General features: G+C 61.0%; 17 protein-coding genes. 4 read left to right on the forward strand and 13 right to left on the reverse strand.

What is annotated here, in order from left to right:
* The first annotated feature begins 22 nt into the window (after positions 1-22).
* The 3 genes from holA (at position 23) to PSUM_RS25295 (ending at position 2762) form a co-directional block, all read left to right on the forward strand.
* Positions 23-1060, forward strand: coding sequence for a DNA polymerase III subunit delta (holA, locus tag PSUM_RS25285; protein ID WP_020798748.1), 1038 nt, complete (start codon positions 23-25; stop codon positions 1058-1060).
* Between the two features lie 152 nt (positions 1061-1212).
* Positions 1213-1377, forward strand: a complete 165-nt coding sequence (arfA, locus tag PSUM_RS25290) for an alternative ribosome rescue factor ArfA (RefSeq protein WP_020798749.1) — start codon at positions 1213-1215, stop codon at positions 1375-1377.
* Between the two features lie 62 nt (positions 1378-1439).
* Entirely contained in the window at positions 1440-2762 is a 1323-nt protein-coding gene (locus tag PSUM_RS25295) for a lytic murein transglycosylase (RefSeq protein ID WP_083349788.1), read from the forward strand.
* 110 nt (positions 2763-2872) lie between these two features.
* Here the strand turns inward: PSUM_RS25295 and PSUM_RS25300 are convergent, their stop codons facing one another.
* From PSUM_RS25300 to PSUM_RS25360, 13 genes are all read right to left on the reverse strand, one after another.
* On the reverse strand, positions 2873-3820 hold the full coding sequence (locus PSUM_RS25300) for a S66 peptidase family protein (RefSeq protein WP_033044786.1): 948 nt from the start codon (positions 3818-3820) through the stop codon (positions 2873-2875).
* A 170-nt stretch (positions 3821-3990) separates the two neighbouring features.
* Entirely contained in the window at positions 3991-4989 is a 999-nt protein-coding gene (gene lipA, locus PSUM_RS25305) for a lipoyl synthase (RefSeq protein WP_162276382.1), read from the reverse strand.
* Between the two features lie 25 nt (positions 4990-5014).
* A complete protein-coding gene (lipB, locus tag PSUM_RS25310; protein ID WP_020798753.1) occupies positions 5015-5662 on the reverse strand; it encodes a lipoyl(octanoyl) transferase LipB in 648 nt (215 codons plus the stop codon).
* Positions 5662-5937: a DUF493 domain-containing protein gene (locus PSUM_RS25315; protein WP_020798754.1), complete on the reverse strand. Its 276-nt coding sequence runs from the start codon at positions 5935-5937 to the stop codon at positions 5662-5664. Before PSUM_RS25315 ends, lipB begins: the two co-directional genes overlap by 1 nt.
* Positions 5938-6020: 83 nt before the next feature.
* Positions 6021-7178, reverse strand: a complete 1158-nt coding sequence (locus tag PSUM_RS25320; protein WP_020798755.1) for a D-alanyl-D-alanine carboxypeptidase family protein — start codon at positions 7176-7178, stop codon at positions 6021-6023.
* 183 nt (positions 7179-7361) lie between these two features.
* Complete coding sequence (locus PSUM_RS25325) at positions 7362-8372, reverse strand: septal ring lytic transglycosylase RlpA family protein (protein ID WP_033044785.1); 1011 nt, start codon at positions 8370-8372, stop codon at positions 7362-7364.
* Positions 8372-9382, reverse strand: coding sequence for a lytic murein transglycosylase B (mltB, locus tag PSUM_RS25330; RefSeq protein WP_020798757.1), 1011 nt, complete (start codon positions 9380-9382; stop codon positions 8372-8374). The genes PSUM_RS25325 and mltB overlap by 1 nt, the downstream gene beginning before the upstream one ends.
* Before the next feature lie 17 nt (positions 9383-9399).
* Positions 9400-10503 (reverse strand): rod shape-determining protein RodA, encoded by a 1104-nt coding sequence (gene rodA / locus PSUM_RS25335; protein WP_050511646.1) that lies wholly within the window; start codon positions 10501-10503, stop codon positions 9400-9402.
* A gap of 31 nt (positions 10504-10534) precedes the next feature.
* Entirely contained in the window at positions 10535-12430 is a 1896-nt protein-coding gene (mrdA, locus tag PSUM_RS25340) for a penicillin-binding protein 2 (protein WP_020798759.1), read from the reverse strand.
* Between the two features lie 10 nt (positions 12431-12440).
* Positions 12441-12908 carry a 23S rRNA (pseudouridine(1915)-N(3))-methyltransferase RlmH gene (rlmH, locus tag PSUM_RS25345; protein WP_007937439.1) on the reverse strand — a complete coding sequence of 156 codons (468 nt, stop codon included), beginning with the start codon at positions 12906-12908 and terminating at the stop codon, positions 12441-12443.
* 9 nt (positions 12909-12917) lie between these two features.
* Positions 12918-13412, reverse strand: a complete 495-nt coding sequence (rsfS, locus tag PSUM_RS25350; protein WP_020798760.1) for a ribosome silencing factor — start codon at positions 13410-13412, stop codon at positions 12918-12920.
* Between the two features lie 73 nt (positions 13413-13485).
* On the reverse strand, positions 13486-14208 hold the full coding sequence (gene nadD / locus PSUM_RS25355) for a nicotinate-nucleotide adenylyltransferase (protein WP_033044782.1): 723 nt from the start codon (positions 14206-14208) through the stop codon (positions 13486-13488).
* Complete coding sequence (locus PSUM_RS25360; protein WP_020798762.1) at positions 14177-15448, reverse strand: glutamate-5-semialdehyde dehydrogenase; 1272 nt, start codon at positions 15446-15448, stop codon at positions 14177-14179. The genes nadD and PSUM_RS25360 overlap by 32 nt, the downstream gene beginning before the upstream one ends.
* A 189-nt stretch (positions 15449-15637) precedes the next feature.
* Here PSUM_RS25360 and PSUM_RS25365 point away from each other — a divergent pair, with 189 nt between their 5' ends.
* Positions 15638-16333 carry a DNA-3-methyladenine glycosylase gene (locus PSUM_RS25365; protein WP_020798763.1) on the forward strand — a complete coding sequence of 232 codons (696 nt, stop codon included), beginning with the start codon at positions 15638-15640 and terminating at the stop codon, positions 16331-16333.
* The last annotated feature ends 14 nt before the right edge of the window (positions 16334-16347 follow it).

Here is a 16347-nt window from a genome sequence, read left to right on the forward strand (position 1 = left end):
GGCGCCCCGTTTGCCCTCTCTTATGAAGCTCGCTCCCGCCCAACTCGCCAAACACCTGCAAGGCGCCCTCGCGCCGGTTTACGTCATCAGTGGCGACGACCCCTTGCTGTGCCAGGAAGCCGCCGACGCCATCCGCGCGGCGGCTCGCCAACAAGGCTTCGACGAACGCCAGGTGTTCGCCGCCGACGCCAGTTTCGACTGGGGTACCTTGCTGCAAGCCGGCGCCAGCATGTCGCTGTTCGCCGAAAAACGCCTGCTGGAACTGCGCCTGCCTTCCGGAAAACCCGGCGACAAAGGTGCCGCTGCACTCATTGAATACTGCTCGCGCCCGGCCGAAGACACGGTGCTGTTGATCAGCCTGCCGAAGCTCGATGGCAGTGCGCAGAAAACCAAATGGGGCAAGGCGCTGGTCGAAGGCCAGCAGACCCAGTTCGTCCAGATCTGGCCGGTGGATGCCAACCAGTTGCCCAGCTGGATCCGGCAACGTTTGTCCCAGGCCGGGCTATCCGCCAGCCAGGACGCCGTCGAGCTGATCGCCGCACGGGTGGAGGGCAACTTGCTGGCCGCCGCCCAGGAAATCGAAAAACTCAAGCTGATGGCCGAAGGCGGCCAGATCACCATCGAAACCGTACAGGCCGCGGTGGCCGACAGTGCGCGCTTCGATGTTTTCGGCTTGACCGACGCCATTCTCAATGGCGAAGCCGCCCATGCGCTGCGCATGCTTGAAGGACTTCGCGGTGAAGGTGTCGAGCCCCCGGTGATTCTGTGGGCCCTGGCCCGGGAACTACGCCTGCTGGCCAATATTTCGTTGCAATACAGCCAGGGTACCCCACTGGACAAGGCCTTCAGCCAGGCCAGGCCGCCGGTGTGGGACAAGCGTAAACCGCTGATGAGCAAAGCCCTGCAACGTTATTCGGCACAACGCTGGGCGCAATTGTTGCTCGAAGCCCAGCGCATCGACGCACAGATCAAGGGCCAGGCGGCGGGTTCGCCGTGGATGAGCTTGAGTCGCCTGACGCTGTTGATGGCTGGGCAGAAACTGTCGTTGCCCGCAGAATAAGGCTTGGCGCCTTCGTTCCCTGTTGGAGCGAGCATGCTCGCTCCAACAGGGAAGGCGTCCGAAAGGTCCTACATATTGTAGGGACTAGACAGAACCCCAAATTCGGCCGATGATTTGCCCCGCAAAAACCACTCCACTTGCGAGAGCCCATCATGAGCAGAAAGCCATCTAAACATGGCCCCAACAAGGCCAAATCCATCGTCGCCCAGCCCTTGTTCCGCAGCCGCCAGGAACGCGCCGGCAAAGGCAAAGGCAGCTACCGCCGCGAAGCCTTCCAGTCTGACAACTGGGAGGCTTCTTACTTTCTGGCGGCCTGAAAGGCAAGCATTCGCTCAACATGTTAAGGTCTGTACCTGATTCGTTTGCCCTGGACCCGTGCATGCCCCTTTGTCTTTCCCGTCGTTGGCAGTTTCGCCAATTGATTGCTGCCTCCAGCCTCATTTTGCTAGTCGCCTGCGCGGAAAAACCCACCGCCGCCGACGCCCAGCCAATTCAGACCCTCCCTGTCGCCACCGCCCCGACGGTCACCGCGCCCGTGGTTCCGAGCGGTGAAAACCTCGACATCCAGCCAACCCAGACCTTCGCTGAATGGCAGGCGGGTTTTCGCAAGGACGCCCTGGCCGCCGGTATCAGTGCCGACCTGTTCGACCGCGCCTTCGCCAATGTCAGCTTCGACCCGGCCGTGATCCGTGCCGACCGCAGCCAACCGGAATTCGCAAAACCGGTGTGGGAATACCTCGATGGCGCCCTGTCGCCGCTGCGCGTTCGCAAAGGCCAGGCATTGGTCGACCAGTACGCTGGCATCCTGCAAAGCATCGAACAACGCTACGGCGTCGACCGCCAGGCGCTGGTCGCGGTGTGGGGCATGGAAAGCAACTTCGGCCAGTTCCAGGGCAGCAAGTCGGTGATCAACTCCCTGGCAACCCTGGCCTACGAAGGCCGCCGCCCAGGCTTCGCTCACGCACAATTGATCGCCGCCCTGCAAATCCTCCAGCAAGGCGATATCGAACCCGACAAAATGCTGGGTTCCTGGGCGGGCGCCATGGGCCAGACCCAGTTCATCCCGACCACCTACAACACTCACGCCGTGGACTTTGATGGCGACGGTCGCCGCGATATCTGGGGCAGCGCCACCGACGCCCTGGCGTCGACCGCCCACTACCTGCAAAGCTCCGGCTGGCAAAAAGGCCAGCCGTGGGGCTTCGAAGTGCAGTTGCCGGGCAACTTCAACTACGTTCTCGCCGATGGTTCGATTCGCAAGAGCGTTGCCGAATGGCGGCAAATGGGCGTAGTGCTGCCAAACGGCGGCCAGTTCCCGGCAGGCTCCGAGCAATTGTCCGCGGCGCTGTTGTTGCCAGCAGGCTACCGCGGCCCGGCCTTCCTGGTGCTCGACAACTTCCGCGCGATTCTCAAGTACAACAACTCGTCGTCCTACGCCCTGGCGGTGAGCCTGCTGTCCGAGCGATTCAATGGCGCAGGGCTGATCAGCGGCACGTGGCCCAAGGATGATCTACCCCTGAGCCGCACCGAACGGATCGAACTGCAAAACCTGCTGAGTGCGCAGAACTACGATGCGGGCACTGCCGACGGGATCATTGGTGCCAACACCCGCAAGGCGATCCGCAGCGCCCAGCAGTCATTTGGCTGGCCGGCAGACGGGTATCCGACGCACAAATTGCTGGAAGGGTTGCGTAACCGCTAAAGCTTTATCGCTGTAGGAGCGAGCATGCTCGCGATGAACCCGAGAACACCGCGGGGTGTCAGATTTCCCGCATTATCGTTCACGACCATCGCGAGCATGCTCGCTCCTACCTACCGCCTTACGACATTCTGCTCCAGAAACAGTTGCTGGCTCCCCGCATCCAGCTTCACCAAAGCGCCCATCGGCAGAGTCAGGTTCGGATTGCAGTGCCCGCTGCGCCACCCGGCCAGTACCGGGATGCACAAGGGTTCCAGGGTCTGCCTGAGCAATCGGTCCAGGGCCTGGGCCTCTACCCCCGCTATATCACCTACCAGAACCCCACGCAGCTTGTGCAGCACGCCCGCGAGGCGTAGATGGGTCAGCAGCCGGTCGATGCGGTACAGCGGCTCGTTGATGTCTTCGATAAACAGGATGACACCTGCTGCATCGATCTCGTAAGGCGTGCCCATGGTTGCAGCAATCATCGACAGGTTACCGCCCAGAAGGCGCCCATGGGCGACACCCGGCACGATCGTCGTCAAGGGCCGGCCAACCGGATGGGCAAGCACCATGCCGGCCCTGTACTGGCCCCTGAGCATGTTGAAGAAGGAGGACTCGGTCGGTGGTAGCCGCTCACCCAGCAGATCGGCATTGAGCAGCGGGCCATGGAAGGTTACGAAACCCGCATAACGGCTGATTGCCAGGTGCAGCGCGGTAATATCGCTGTAACCGATGAATGGCTTGGCGTTTTGGCGTAGCAGCGGGAAATCGATGCGATCAAGCAACCGCGGCGTACCGTAGCCACCGCGCAGGCAAATGATGGCATCGACCTCAGGGTCAGTGAACGCGGCGTGCAGGTCATTGAGTCGCACTTCGTCGCTTCCGGCAAGATAGCCGTCCTTTTCGAACACTCCGGGAAATATCCGCAGCGAATACCCACGAGCACGCATCCAGGCGATGGCTTTTTTAGTGTCCAGCGCGGCCGGACCTGCAGGCGCGATAACAGCGATCAGGCCTTTCATCGGCAAAGCCGGTACAGGCGTGTGAGGAAGCAGCGTCGGGTCAGGTCTTGCGTTCATCCATGGATCTCCCTGCGTGAAAACATCAAACACACATTAGTCAGGAACGTAGACAAACAGAAGCGGATCAAGCATTGCGCAGTCGCAGGAAAAGACTGATGTCGCTGTGGGACAGGCAAAAAAAGCCCGCAAGGCCGATAGAACGTTGCGGGCTGTTTTTCATGACCGAATCAGGACGACATCAACTCGGCCTTGACCAGCTTGGCCTGCTCGTCGGCGTGGTAGGAAGAGCGTACCAGCGGGCCGGAAGCAACGTTCTTGAAGCCCATCTTGTAACCTTCCTCGGCGAACCAGGCAAAGGTGTCCGGGTGCACGAAACGCTGCACCGGCAAGTGGCTGCGCGACGGTTGCAGGTATTGCCCCAGGGTCAGCATGTCGATGTCGTGCTCGCGCATGCGCTTCATGACTTCGATGACTTCTTCATCCGTTTCACCCAGACCCAGCATCAAACCGGATTTGGTTGGGATGTGCGGCATCATCTGCTTGAAGCGTTGCAGCAGGGTCAGCGACCACTGGTAGTCCGAACCCGGGCGCGCGGCCTTGTACAGGCGCGGCACGGTCTCCAGGTTGTGGTTGAACACATCCGGTGGCTCGGCGGCGGTGATTTCCAGGGCGATGTCCATGCGGCCACGGTAGTCCGGGACCAGGGTTTCGAGCTGCACGTTCGGCGACAGCTTGCGGATCTCGCGGATGCAATCGGCAAAGTGCTGGGCACCGCCGTCACGCAGGTCGTCGCGGTCTACCGAGGTGATTACCACATATTTCAGTTTCAGGTCGGCAATGGCGATGGCCAGGCTTTCCGGCTCGTTGACGTCAAGTGGCTTCGGACGGCCGTGGCCAACGTCACAGAACGGGCAACGACGGGTGCAGATGTCACCCATGATCATGAAGGTCGCGGTTCCGCCGGAGAAGCACTCACCCAGGTTCGGGCAGGAGGCTTCTTCGCACACACTGTGCAACTTGTGTTTGCGTAGCAACGCCTTGATACGGTCGACTTCCGGCGAGACCGGAATACGCACACGAATCCAGTCAGGCTTCTTCGGCAGCTCGGTGGTCGGAATGATCTTTACCGGGATGCGTGCAACCTTCTCGGCGCCGCGCAGCTTGACGCCGGCTTCAACCTTGGGACGCGGGGCCGGGCGCTCAGTGACATCGAGCGTCGGGATCATGGTTTGCACTGCATCAGTAGTCATATCAGTCGATTCCGCCCGTGAGGGTCGTCTGCTCAGCATAGTCGAGGTGTTTGACGAGCTGCGCGCGCAGCCGGGCACTTACCTCGGCAAATTCAATCGATCCTGCGTGATCGCTCAGCTGGGTCATCGCCAGCCCGGCGTAGCCGCAGGGATTAATCCGTCGAAACGGTTCCAGGTCCATGTCCACGTTCAGGGCCAGCCCATGAAAGGAACAACCGTGGCGGATCCGCAGACCCAGGGAGGCGATTTTCGCGCCATTGACGTACACGCCCGGTGCATCGGGCTTGGCCGCCGCCGTCACACCGTAGCTGGCGAGCAACTCAATGAGGCATGACTCCATGCGAGTCACCAGGTCACGCACGCCGAACCCCAGCTTGCGCACATCCAGCAACAGGTAGGCCACCAACTGCCCGGGGCCGTGATACGTCACCTGGCCACCGCGATCAACCTGCACCACCGGGATATCTCCCGGCACCAGCAAGTGCTCGGCCTTGCCGGCTTGGCCCTGGGTGAAGACTGGCGGGTGCTCGACCAACCAGATCTCGTCGGCGGCATCGCTGCCACGTTCGTTGGTAAAGCGTTGCATGGCATGCCAGACCGGCTCGTAAGCCATCTGGCCAAGTTCGCGAAAGCCCAGCGTGCCGGACATCACAGCACCATGTGCACGAAACCGGTGGCCCGCAGTTCGCTGTTGATGTTGTACAGCTGGTCCTGGTCGGTCGCAACGATGTGCAACTGGATCGTGGTGTATTTGCCGTTGGTGCTCTGGCGTTCATCCACACGGTCATGGTTGATCGTCGCATGCTTCTTGACGATCGCAATGATCTTGTCTTTGTTGCCTACACCGGTATCGCTGATCACCTTAACCGGGTAATCAACGTTGGGGAATTCGATCTTAGGCGCCTTTACTTCGGTATCGGTCATGGCGTAACGGCCTCGTAAGCGTAAGCCGTGGCGACGACAAGGCCCCGCGCCGGATCAGCACGAGACCTTGCAGGAGCACACTATCAGTTGAACAAGCCGTAGAAGAATAGACGGATGCTATCCCACATGCGACGGAAGATACCACCCTCTTCGACGCCATCCAGAGCGATCAGGTCGGCGCTGTGCACCACCTTGTCTTCCAGCTTGACTTCGACTTTACCGATCACGTCGCCCTTGGCGATTGGCGCAACCAGTTGCGGGTTCATGGTCATGCTGGCGGCGAGCTTTTTCAGCTGGCCTTTCGGCAGGGTCATGGTCAGGTCTTCAGCCAGGCCGGCCTTGACTTGATTGGTGGAACCCTTCCAGACAGGCGCCTGGGCCAGCTCCGCACCTTTCTGATAGAAGGTCTGGGTTTCGAAGAAACGGAAACCGTAGGTCAGCAGTTTCTGGGTCTCGGCGGCGCGAGCCACTTCGCTGTTGGTGCCGAACACCACGGCGATCAGGCGCATGCCGTCACGCACGGCCGAAGACACCATGCAGTAGCCGGCTTCGTCGGTGTGGCCGGTTTTCAGGCCATCGACAGTCTTGTCGCGCCACAGCAACAGGTTGCGGTTCGGTTGCTTGATGCCGTTCCAGAAGAACTCTTTCTGCGAGTAGATCGCGTAGTGAGCCGGGTCTTCGTGAATGATCGCGCGGGCCAGCACTGCCATGTCGTGAGCCGACGAGTAGTGTTCCGGGTTCGGCAGGCCGGTCGGGTTCATGAAGTGGCTGTTGGTCATGCCCAGGTCGGCCACGGTCTTGTTCATCATGTCGGCAAACGCGTCTTCGCTGCCGGCGATGTGTTCGGCCAGTGCAACGCTGGCATCGTTACCCGACTGGATGATGATGCCGTGCAGCAGGTCGCTGACGGTCACTTGCGAGCCGACCTTGATGAACATCCGCGAACCGCCGGTACGCCAGGCATTTTCGCTGACGGTCACCGGATCGTTTTCACCGATCTGGCCACGACGGATTTCGAGGGTCGCGATGTACGCGGTCATCAGCTTGGTCAGGCTGGCTGGCGGCAGACGCTGGTCACCATTGTTCTCGACCAGCACGTTGCCGCTGCTGGCGTCCATGAGCACGTAGGCCTTGGCGGCCAGTTGCGGTGGCGACGGCATCATCTCGACCGCGAATGCGGCAGGCGAGAGGAGCAGCGGGACTAGAAGGCACAGGCGTTTGGCAAAGGTGGTGATGTTCATCCGTCTCTCGAAATCGCTAATGGAAACTGCCCGAAGGCAAAACTAATCAGATGACTTTCTAACGAGTCATCGCGTATTCAGCTGCTCACTCTGTAACCCTTGCCGGGCTTTTGTTCTTCATAGAGCCAACAACCTGGTCCACCCCCCAAAACCGCAGATGAACCGTCAATCAAGTTCTACGTATTACTCCGTCACAACGCTGGGCGAACCCAGGTTGGCCAGGCGCACGCTGTTCTGCACTTGCTGGATTTCACCCGGCGAACCGATCGGCCCCAGGCGCACTCGATGCAGTGTCTGTTGATTGCGCACGATCGAGCTGATGAACACCGGAGTTTTCACCATCCCGCTGAGCTTGGACCTCAGCAACTCGGCAGCGTCCGGGTTGGCGAACGCGCCCACCTGCAGATACTGGCCAGACGCTGGTGCAGAAGCGTTTTTTTTTGCATCGGCAAGTTGAACAGGGACGACTGCGGCGGCGTGCTGCTGCGGCGGAGGTGTCCATTGCTCGATGGTGCCGGCCGAAGCCGTAATGACCGGGGCGTTATTCTGCGCGACTTGCGGTTCGTTGAGCATTAAAGGCGCCGGACGGCCCTTGGCAGCCCACCATTGCTGCGGGTCGATGCCTTCGACCTTGACCCGCGCGGTGCCGGTTTCGGCGTAGCCGAGCTTCTTGGCGGCGGCGTACGACAGGTCGATGATCCGGTCCGAATAGAACGGGCCGCGGTCATTGACCCGCAGGATCACAGTCCTGTTGTTGTCCAGGTTGGTCACCCGGACGTAACTCGGCAACGGCAAGGTTTTGTGTGCGGCGCTCATGCCGTACAGGTCATAGACTTCGCCGTTTGCGGTGTTCTGGCCATGGAACTTGGTGCCGTACCAGGACGCCGTACCCGACTGTACGTACGTCTTGGACTCTTGCAACGGAAAATAGGTCTTGCCCAGTACCGAGTAAGGGGCGGCCTTGTACGGGCCGGTGTGCAGGGTTGGCGTGGCGTCCGGGATGCGTGAAACGTCGACGTCCCACCATGGCGCGCCATCCTTGTGGGCACGGTTGATGTCCAGCCCCGGCGCCGAGCGTACGGCGGTGGACGACTTCTGCGTTGGCGCACGACTGGTGGAACAACTGGCAACCAGCATAGCCAACGCGGCAAATGCCATCAGCTTCAGGGGTTTATTCATAGGCAATGCCCGCATTACTTGACGCCCCGTGCTTGGACCAGCTGTTCAGACAGTTGATGTACGGCCATGGCGTACATCACGCTGCGGTTATAACGCGTGATCGCGTAGAAATTCTTCAGGCCCATCCAGTATTCAGGGCCATTGTCGCCTTCCAGGCGGAAGGCGGTAACCGGCATATCATCGCGCAGCGCATCATGACTTGACCAGCCCAGGGCCCGCAACTCTCCAACGGTTTTAGTCGGCTCGATACCGGTGGTCAAACCTTCGTCCACCTGTTCGCCGCGCACATCGGCGCGGCTGACCACCGGTTCGCCGGCGACCCAGCCGTGTCGCTTGAAATAACTGGCAACGCTGCCGATGGCATCGTCCGGGTTGTTCCAGATATTGATGTGGCCGTCACTGTCGAAGTCCACCGCATAGGCGCGAAAGCTGCTGGGCATGAACTGCGGCAGGCCCATGGCACCGGCGTAGGAACCCTTGAGGGTCAGCGGGTCGACCTGCTCTTCCCGGGCCAGCAACAGGAATTCACGCAATTCCTTGCGGAAAAATTCGGCACGGGGAGGATAGTCGAAACCGAGGGTCGACAACGCGTCGATGACCCGGAAATTTCCGGTGTTACGGCCAAAAAACGTTTCAACGCCGATAATCGAGACAATCACCTGCGCCGGTACGCCGTATTCCTGTTCGGCACGGGCCAGCACTGCCTCATGCTGACGCCAGAAATCAACGCCACGGGCAATACGCGCATCGGTGATGAACATCGGCCGGTATTCGTTCCATTGCTTGACCCGCTCGGCGGGTTTCGAAATGGCGTCCAGGATCGATTGCTTGCGCTGCGCCTCGCGGAACACGCCCATCAATTGCTCACCGGCGAAGCCATAGTCGCGAGTCATCTCACCAACGAACTCGGCCACTTGGGGCGAGCCTTCGTAATCGCCTGCCACCGCCTGCTGCGCAGTACCAAGGATGCTTACCAGGCCGACCCATGGCGCGTATCGAGTCGCCCAGCCACGCATTACTTGCATTGAACTCTTCACCTTATTCAAACCTGCGCGATCCACTTGCGATGGGTATGGATCGACATCAAAACCCCAAACGCTGACAGCAGCGTCACCAGCGAAGTTCCTCCGTAGCTAATGAACGGCAACGGCACCCCCACCACCGGCAACAGGCCGCTGACCATACCGATGTTGACGAAAACATACACAAAAAATGTCATGGTCAAGGCGCCTGCCAGCAATTTGCCGAACAATGTCTGCGCCTGGGCGGTGATCACCAGCCCGCGACCGATCAACAGCAGGTAGATCAGCAACAGCGCGCAAATGCCCACCAGGCCGAACTCTTCGCCCAGCACCGCAATAATGAAGTCGGTGTGGCTTTCCGGCAGGAAATCCAGGTGTGACTGGGTGCCCAGCAACCAGCCCTTGCCGAACACGCCGCCGGAACCGATCGCGGCCTTGGACTGAATGATGTTCCAGCCGGTCCCCAGCGGATCACTTTCGGGATCGAGGAACGTCAGGATTCGCTGCTTCTGGTAGTCATGCATGATGAAGAACCACATGGCGATCGCCACGGGCACGGCGGCGGCCAGCACACTGAGAATCCAGCGCCAGCGCAAGCCGCCCATGAACAGAACGAAAGCGCCGCCCGCCAGGATCAGCAGCGACGTGCCGAGATCGGGCTGGCGCACGATCAGGATGAACGGCACGCCAATCAGCATCAGGCTGACACCCACGTGCTTGAGCTGCGGCGGCAGCGTGCGCTTGGACAGATACCAGGCGATGGTCGCCGGCATGAGGATCTTCATGAATTCCGAAGGCTGGAAGCGCACCACCCCTGGAATGTTGATCCAGCGTGTGGCCCCCATGGCGTTATGCCCCATGATGTCCACCACCAGCAACAACATCACCCCGACCACATAACCCAGCGGCACCCACCGCGCCATGAATCGCGGCTCGAACTGGGCGATGACGATCATCGACACCAGGCCGATACCGAACGAAGTGGCTTGCTTGGCCAGCAGGTCCCAGCTTTTGCCACTGGCCGAATACAGCACGAACAGGCTGCCGGCGGCGAGGGTCAGCAACAGGATCAGCAACGGTCCATCGATGTGCAGGCGCTGCAACAGCGTGGCACGGCGGCGCATCACATCCTCGCTGGAGAGCATGCGATCGAAATTATTCATCACGGGCGGTAGCCTCTGCGGTAGTAGGGCTGGCGTATTCGGCCTTGAGATGACCGTTCTGGTCCAGCAACCAGGCGTCCATGATTTGACGCACCACCGGCGCGGCCACGCCGGAGCCGGACTCACCGTTCTCGACCATCACCGAGACCACGATCTTCGGATCGTCGGCCGGCGCGAAGCCAACGAACAGGGCGTGGTCGCGATGACGTTCCTGGACCTTGGATCGGTCGTACTTCTCGCCCTGCTTGATCGCCACCACCTGGGCCGTACCACTCTTGCCGGCAATCCGGTATTGCGCGCCGATCGAGGCCTTGCGCGCGGTGCCTCGGGCACCGTGCATGACCTGTTGCATGCCATGGTTGACCCGCGTCCAGTCCGCCGGGTCACGCAGGATGATGTCCGGCATCGGGTTCTCATCCACCGGCTTCTCGCCTTCGATGGTCTTGGCCAGGTGCGGACGGTTCCATACGCCTTTGTTGGCCACCAGTGCCGTGGCCTGGGCCAACTGCAATGGCGTCGACTGCATGTAGCCCTGCCCGATCCCCAGAATCAACGTTTCACCCGGGAACCACGCTTGTCGGCGGGTCGCACGCTTCCATTCGCGGGTCGGCATCAGCCCTGGCGATTCTTCGAACATGTCCAGGGAGACTTTCTGGCCAATGCCGAACTTGGTCATGTACGCCGACAACCGATCGATCCCCAGCTTGTGGGCCAGGTCATAGAAGTACGTATCGTTGGAACGCATGATTGCCGTATCGAGGTCGACGAAGCCGTCGCCGGTACGGTTCCAGTTGCGGTATTTGTGGTCGTAGTTGGGCAGCATGTAGTAACCCGGGTCGAACACCCGCGATGAAGCAGTCACCACACCCGCATCCAGCCCCGCGATCGCAACGGCCGGCTTGATGGTCGAGCCCGGCGGGTACAGGCCACGCAGGACACGGTTGAACAGCGGTCGGTCGATGGAGTCGCGCAGCTCGGAATAGGCCTTGAAACTGATGCCGGTGACGAACAGGTTCGGGTCGAAACTCGGCTGGCTGACCATCGCCAGCACTTCGCCGGTTTTCGGATCCAGTGCCACTACCGCGCCACGACGACCACCGAGTGCAGCTTCGGCGGCTTCCTGCAGCTTGATGTCCAGGCTCAGGACGATGTCCTTGCCGGAAATCGGTTCGGTGCGCTTGAGCACTCGCAACACACGGCCGCGAGCGTTGGTCTCGACTTCCTCGTAACCCACCTGGCCATGCAATTGCGGCTCGTAGAAACGCTCGATGCCGGTTTTACCGATGTGGTGAGTGCCGCTGTAATTGACCGGATCAAGCGACTTCAACTCTTTCTCGTTGATCCGTCCCATGTACCCCACCGAGTGCGCAAAGTGCGCCCCCTGCGGGTAGTGACGGACCAGCTGCGCGACCACTTCCACCCCGGGCAGCCGGAACTGGTTCACGGCAATGCGGGCGATCTGTTCTTCGGTCAATTCAAACAGGATCGGCACCGGCTCGAACGGCCGTCGCCCCTGGCGCATGCGCTTCTCGAAAATCACCCGGTCCTCGGGCGTCAGCTCCAGCACCTCGACGATTACATCGAGCACTTGCTGCCAGTCGCCGGAGCGCTCGCGGGTCATGCTCAGGCTGAAGCTGGGCCGGTTGTCGGCAATCACTACGCCGTTGCGGTCGAAAATCAACCCGCGAGTCGGCGGAATCGGCTGCACATGGACGCGGTTGTTTTCCGACAGGGTCGAGTGGTATTCGTACTGGATGACCTGCAGGAAATACAGGCGCGCAATCAGCACACCAATCAGCAGCACCACCGCAATAGCCCCGAACACGACGCGGCCACGCACCAGACGGGCGTCTTTTTCGTGGTCCTTGATGCGGATCGGTTGGGACATGAGGGCAGAACTACTTGTGGTAAGGGTGACCGGACAACACTGTCCAGGCACGATACAGCTGCTCGCCGATCAGGATTCGCACCAGCGGGTGCGGCAACGTCAGCGGTGATAGCGACCAGCGCTGATCGGCACGGGCGCAGACTTCCGGCGCCAACCCCTCAGGACCGCCGACCATGAAATTTACCGTGCGCGAATCCAGCCGCCAGCGATCGAGCTCGACCGCCAGCTGCTCGGTGCTCCAGGGCTTGCCATGGACTTCGAGGGTGACAACGCGCTCATTGGGCCCGACCTTGGCCAGCATGGCTTCGCCTTCCTGACGGATGAAGCGTGCCACGTCGGCGTTCTTGCCACGGGTATTGAGCGGTATTTCCACCAGTTCCAGCGCCAGCTCGGACGGAAGACGCTTGGCATATTCATGCCAGCCTTCTTCCACCCATTTGGGCATGCGTGAACCGACGGCGATCAGTCGCAGTCGCACAGCCGTTCCTTATTCCTGGTCTTTGTTGAGCTTGGTGAAATGCTCGTGACCAACTTCAGGGCTGTGGTGTTTGCCATCGGCGGCACGGCTCTGCTCGGCACCTTTCCACAAGCGCTCCAGGTCGTAGAACTGGCGGGCATTGGAGGTCATCATGTGGACGATCACGTCGTCCATGTCCAACAGGACCCAGTCGCTGTCGCCCTTGCCTTCTTCACCCAGTGGCTTGATGCCCAGGGCCTTGACCGCTTCGCGGACCTTGTCCAGCATCGCGCCGATCTGGCGGTTGGAGGTACCGGTGGCGATGATCATGTAGTCGGTGATGCTCTGCTTGTCACGAACGTCGATGACCAGCACGTCCTGGGCCTTGACGTCTTCCAGGGCAGCGACGGCGATCTTGACCAGCTCGTCGCCTTTTGGCGGCTCGGCTGCCAGGACCTTCTCAGGCAGCGGGGCGCTCTTGAACGTGCCTTTACGCTTAACTTTGTTTACGTCGTTGTTCGTCATATAAAACTCGTTTTGCTCGTATGTTCGGGCGCTTCAATACACGTTGTTGCCACGTGCCTTGAGGCACTCCTATTCAGTTCGACGCACGGTAAAGCCCGTGCGCATCGATGTAGGCCAGGACCGCGTCGGGCACCAGGAAACGTACCGACTTACCGCTGGCCAGCAGTTGACGGATCTGGGTGGCGGATACCGCGAGCGGCGTCTGCCAGACGAATGCAATCTGTCCGCTCGACCCTTTGAGGGCCAGCGGGTCGCTCACCGAGCGCGCTGCCAGCAGGTTGCGCAAGGCATCCGGCGGTTCGCTGTCGGCATCCGGGCGTTGCAACACCAGGATATGGCAATGCTGGAGCAACTCTTCCCAGCGGTGCCAAGTGGGCAGGCCGCAAAATGCGTCCCAACCCAAAAGCAGAAAAACCTGGGTCTCGGCGGGCATTTCGGCGCGCATCGACTCCAGGGTATCAATGGTGTAGGACGGCTTGTCCCGCTGCAATTCGCGGGCGTCTACCACCAACGGTGCCACTCCGGCTACCGCGCACTTGACCATCGCCAGCCGGTCCTTGGCCGATACCTGCGGCGTACCCCGGTGGGGCGGCCGCGCATTTGGCGTCAGGCGCAGTTCATCGAGCGCCAGGGTTTCGGCGACTTCCAGCGCACCACGCAAATGGCCGATGTGCACCGGGTCGAAGGTCCCGCCCAGTACACCGATGCGTCTGGGTCGAGGCGCGCTGGCGGTTACCGGGGCTGACGGGTCGAAGTCGCCCAAGTCAGGCCGGCTCCTGTCCGCGCAACTGGCCATCACCCACTACCACGTACTTCTCGCAGGTCAAACCTTCGAGACCGACCGGGCCGCGGGCGTGCAGCTTATCAGTAGAAATGCCGATCTCGGCACCCAATCCGTATTCAAAGCCATCGGCGAAGCAGGTCGGGGTGTTGATCATCACCGACGAAGAATCGACTTCAGCCACGAAACGCCGGGTGTCGCCCTGGTGTTCGCTGACAATCGAATCGGTGTGATGGGATCCGTAATGGTTAATGTGCTCGATGGCCTGGTCAAGCCCATCGACCACGCGGATCGACAGGATAGGCGCCAGATACTCGGTGCTCCAGTCCTCTTGCGTGGCCGGCAGGGCATCGATGATTGCCCGGGAGCGTTCGCAGCCGCGCAGTTCGACGCCTTTTTCGCGGAACTGGGCAGCCATCGCCGGTAAGAAATCTTTCGCAACGGTTTGATCGACCAGCAGCGTTTCCATAGCACCACAGATGCCATAACGGTAGGTTTTGGCGTTGAATGCGATGCGCTGGGCCTTCGCCAGATCGGCGTGCTCGCCCACGTAGACGTGGCAGATACCGTCCAGATGCTTGATCACCGGCACTCGAGCGTCACGACTGACGCGCTCGATCAGGCCACGGCCACCACGGGGCACGATGACGTCGACGAACTCAGGCATGCTGATCAGCGCGCCGACGGCAGCGCGATCGGTGGTTTCGACCACTTGCACCACGGCGGCCGGCAGATCGGCCTCGGCCAGGCCGCGCTGGATGCAGGCGGCGATGGCACGATTGGAATGAATGGCTTCGGAGCCGCCGCGCAGGATGGTCGCGTTGCCGGACTTCAGGCACAGGCTGGCGGCATCGATGGTCACGTTCGGTCGCGATTCGTAGATGATCCCGATCACGCCCAGCGGCACGCGCATCTTGCCCACCTGGATACCCGACGGACGATAGCTCATATCGCGGATCGCACCGACCGGGTCGGGCAGCGCCGCGACCTGTCGCAGACCCACGATCATGCCGTCGATTCGCGCCGGGGTCAGCGCCAGGCGCTCGAGCAGGGCCGGTTCCAGACCATTGGCGCGGCCAGCCGCCAAGTCCAGCTCATTGGCAGCGGTCAATTCGCCGCGGGCAGCATCCAGCGCATTGGCAGCGGCCTGCAACGCGCGGTTCTTCTGCGCGGTACTGGCACGGCCGATGACGCGGGAAGCCTCGCGGGCGGCGCGACCCAAACGGGTCATGTAGTCAAGAACGGACTCAGTCATGGTCTGGAGTGGTCTTTGATTAGGTCTTGGTAAAGAGTAAAGCGGCAGATTATAGCTGTCGCGTCCGCCGACTAACAGCGGTGACGGGCGGATGGTCGAAATCGAGGGCAATTTGCCGACGTTCAGCCGGGATTAAGCAGCAAATTGTTATCATCACGACTCACTCAGCCTTGATAAACGCTGCCCACCATGTCCAACTTGCCTGTTCATGTGTCCTCCGCGAGCCTGCCCAAGGGCCTCCCAGACGCGTTTTTCGACCGCGACGCGCAAATTCTCGCCCGCGACTTGCTGGGCAAAGTCATTCGTCATCGGGTCGGTGATCTGTGGCTCAGCGCGCGGATCATCGAGACAGAAGCCTACTATTGCGCAGAAAAAGGCAGCCACGCCTCCCTCGGCTATACGGAAAAGCGTAAGGCTTTATTTCTGGATGGCGGGCACATCTATATGTATTACGCCCGCGGAGGTGACTCGCTGAACTTCAGCGCCCAGGGCCCGGGTAACGCAGTGCTGATCAAGTCCGCCTACCCTTGGGTCGATGAACTGAGCGGACCTTCGAGCCTGGCGCAGATGCTGCTGAACAACCCCGACGCCCAGGGCCGCCCTCGCCCGTCGCAAAAGCTTTGCGCGGGGCAAACGCTGCTGTGCAAGGCCCTGGGCCTGAAAGTGCCGGTCTGGGACGCCAAGCGCTTCGACCATGAGGTGCTGCTGGTGGAAGACGTCGGCCAGACGCCCGCCCATGTTATCCAGGCCACGCGCCTGGGCATTCCCCATGGGCGCGACGACCACCTGATGTACCGCTTCGTTGACGCGGCCTATGCCGCCTATTGCACGCGGAACCCGCTGCGGCGGGGCCAGGTCGAAGGTCGCGACTACATCCTGCTGTGAGCCCGGTGCCTGTA

The sequence above is a fragment of the Pseudomonas umsongensis genome, from assembly GCF_002236105.1.
Taxonomy (GTDB): Bacteria; Pseudomonadota; Gammaproteobacteria; order Pseudomonadales; family Pseudomonadaceae; genus Aquipseudomonas; species Aquipseudomonas umsongensis.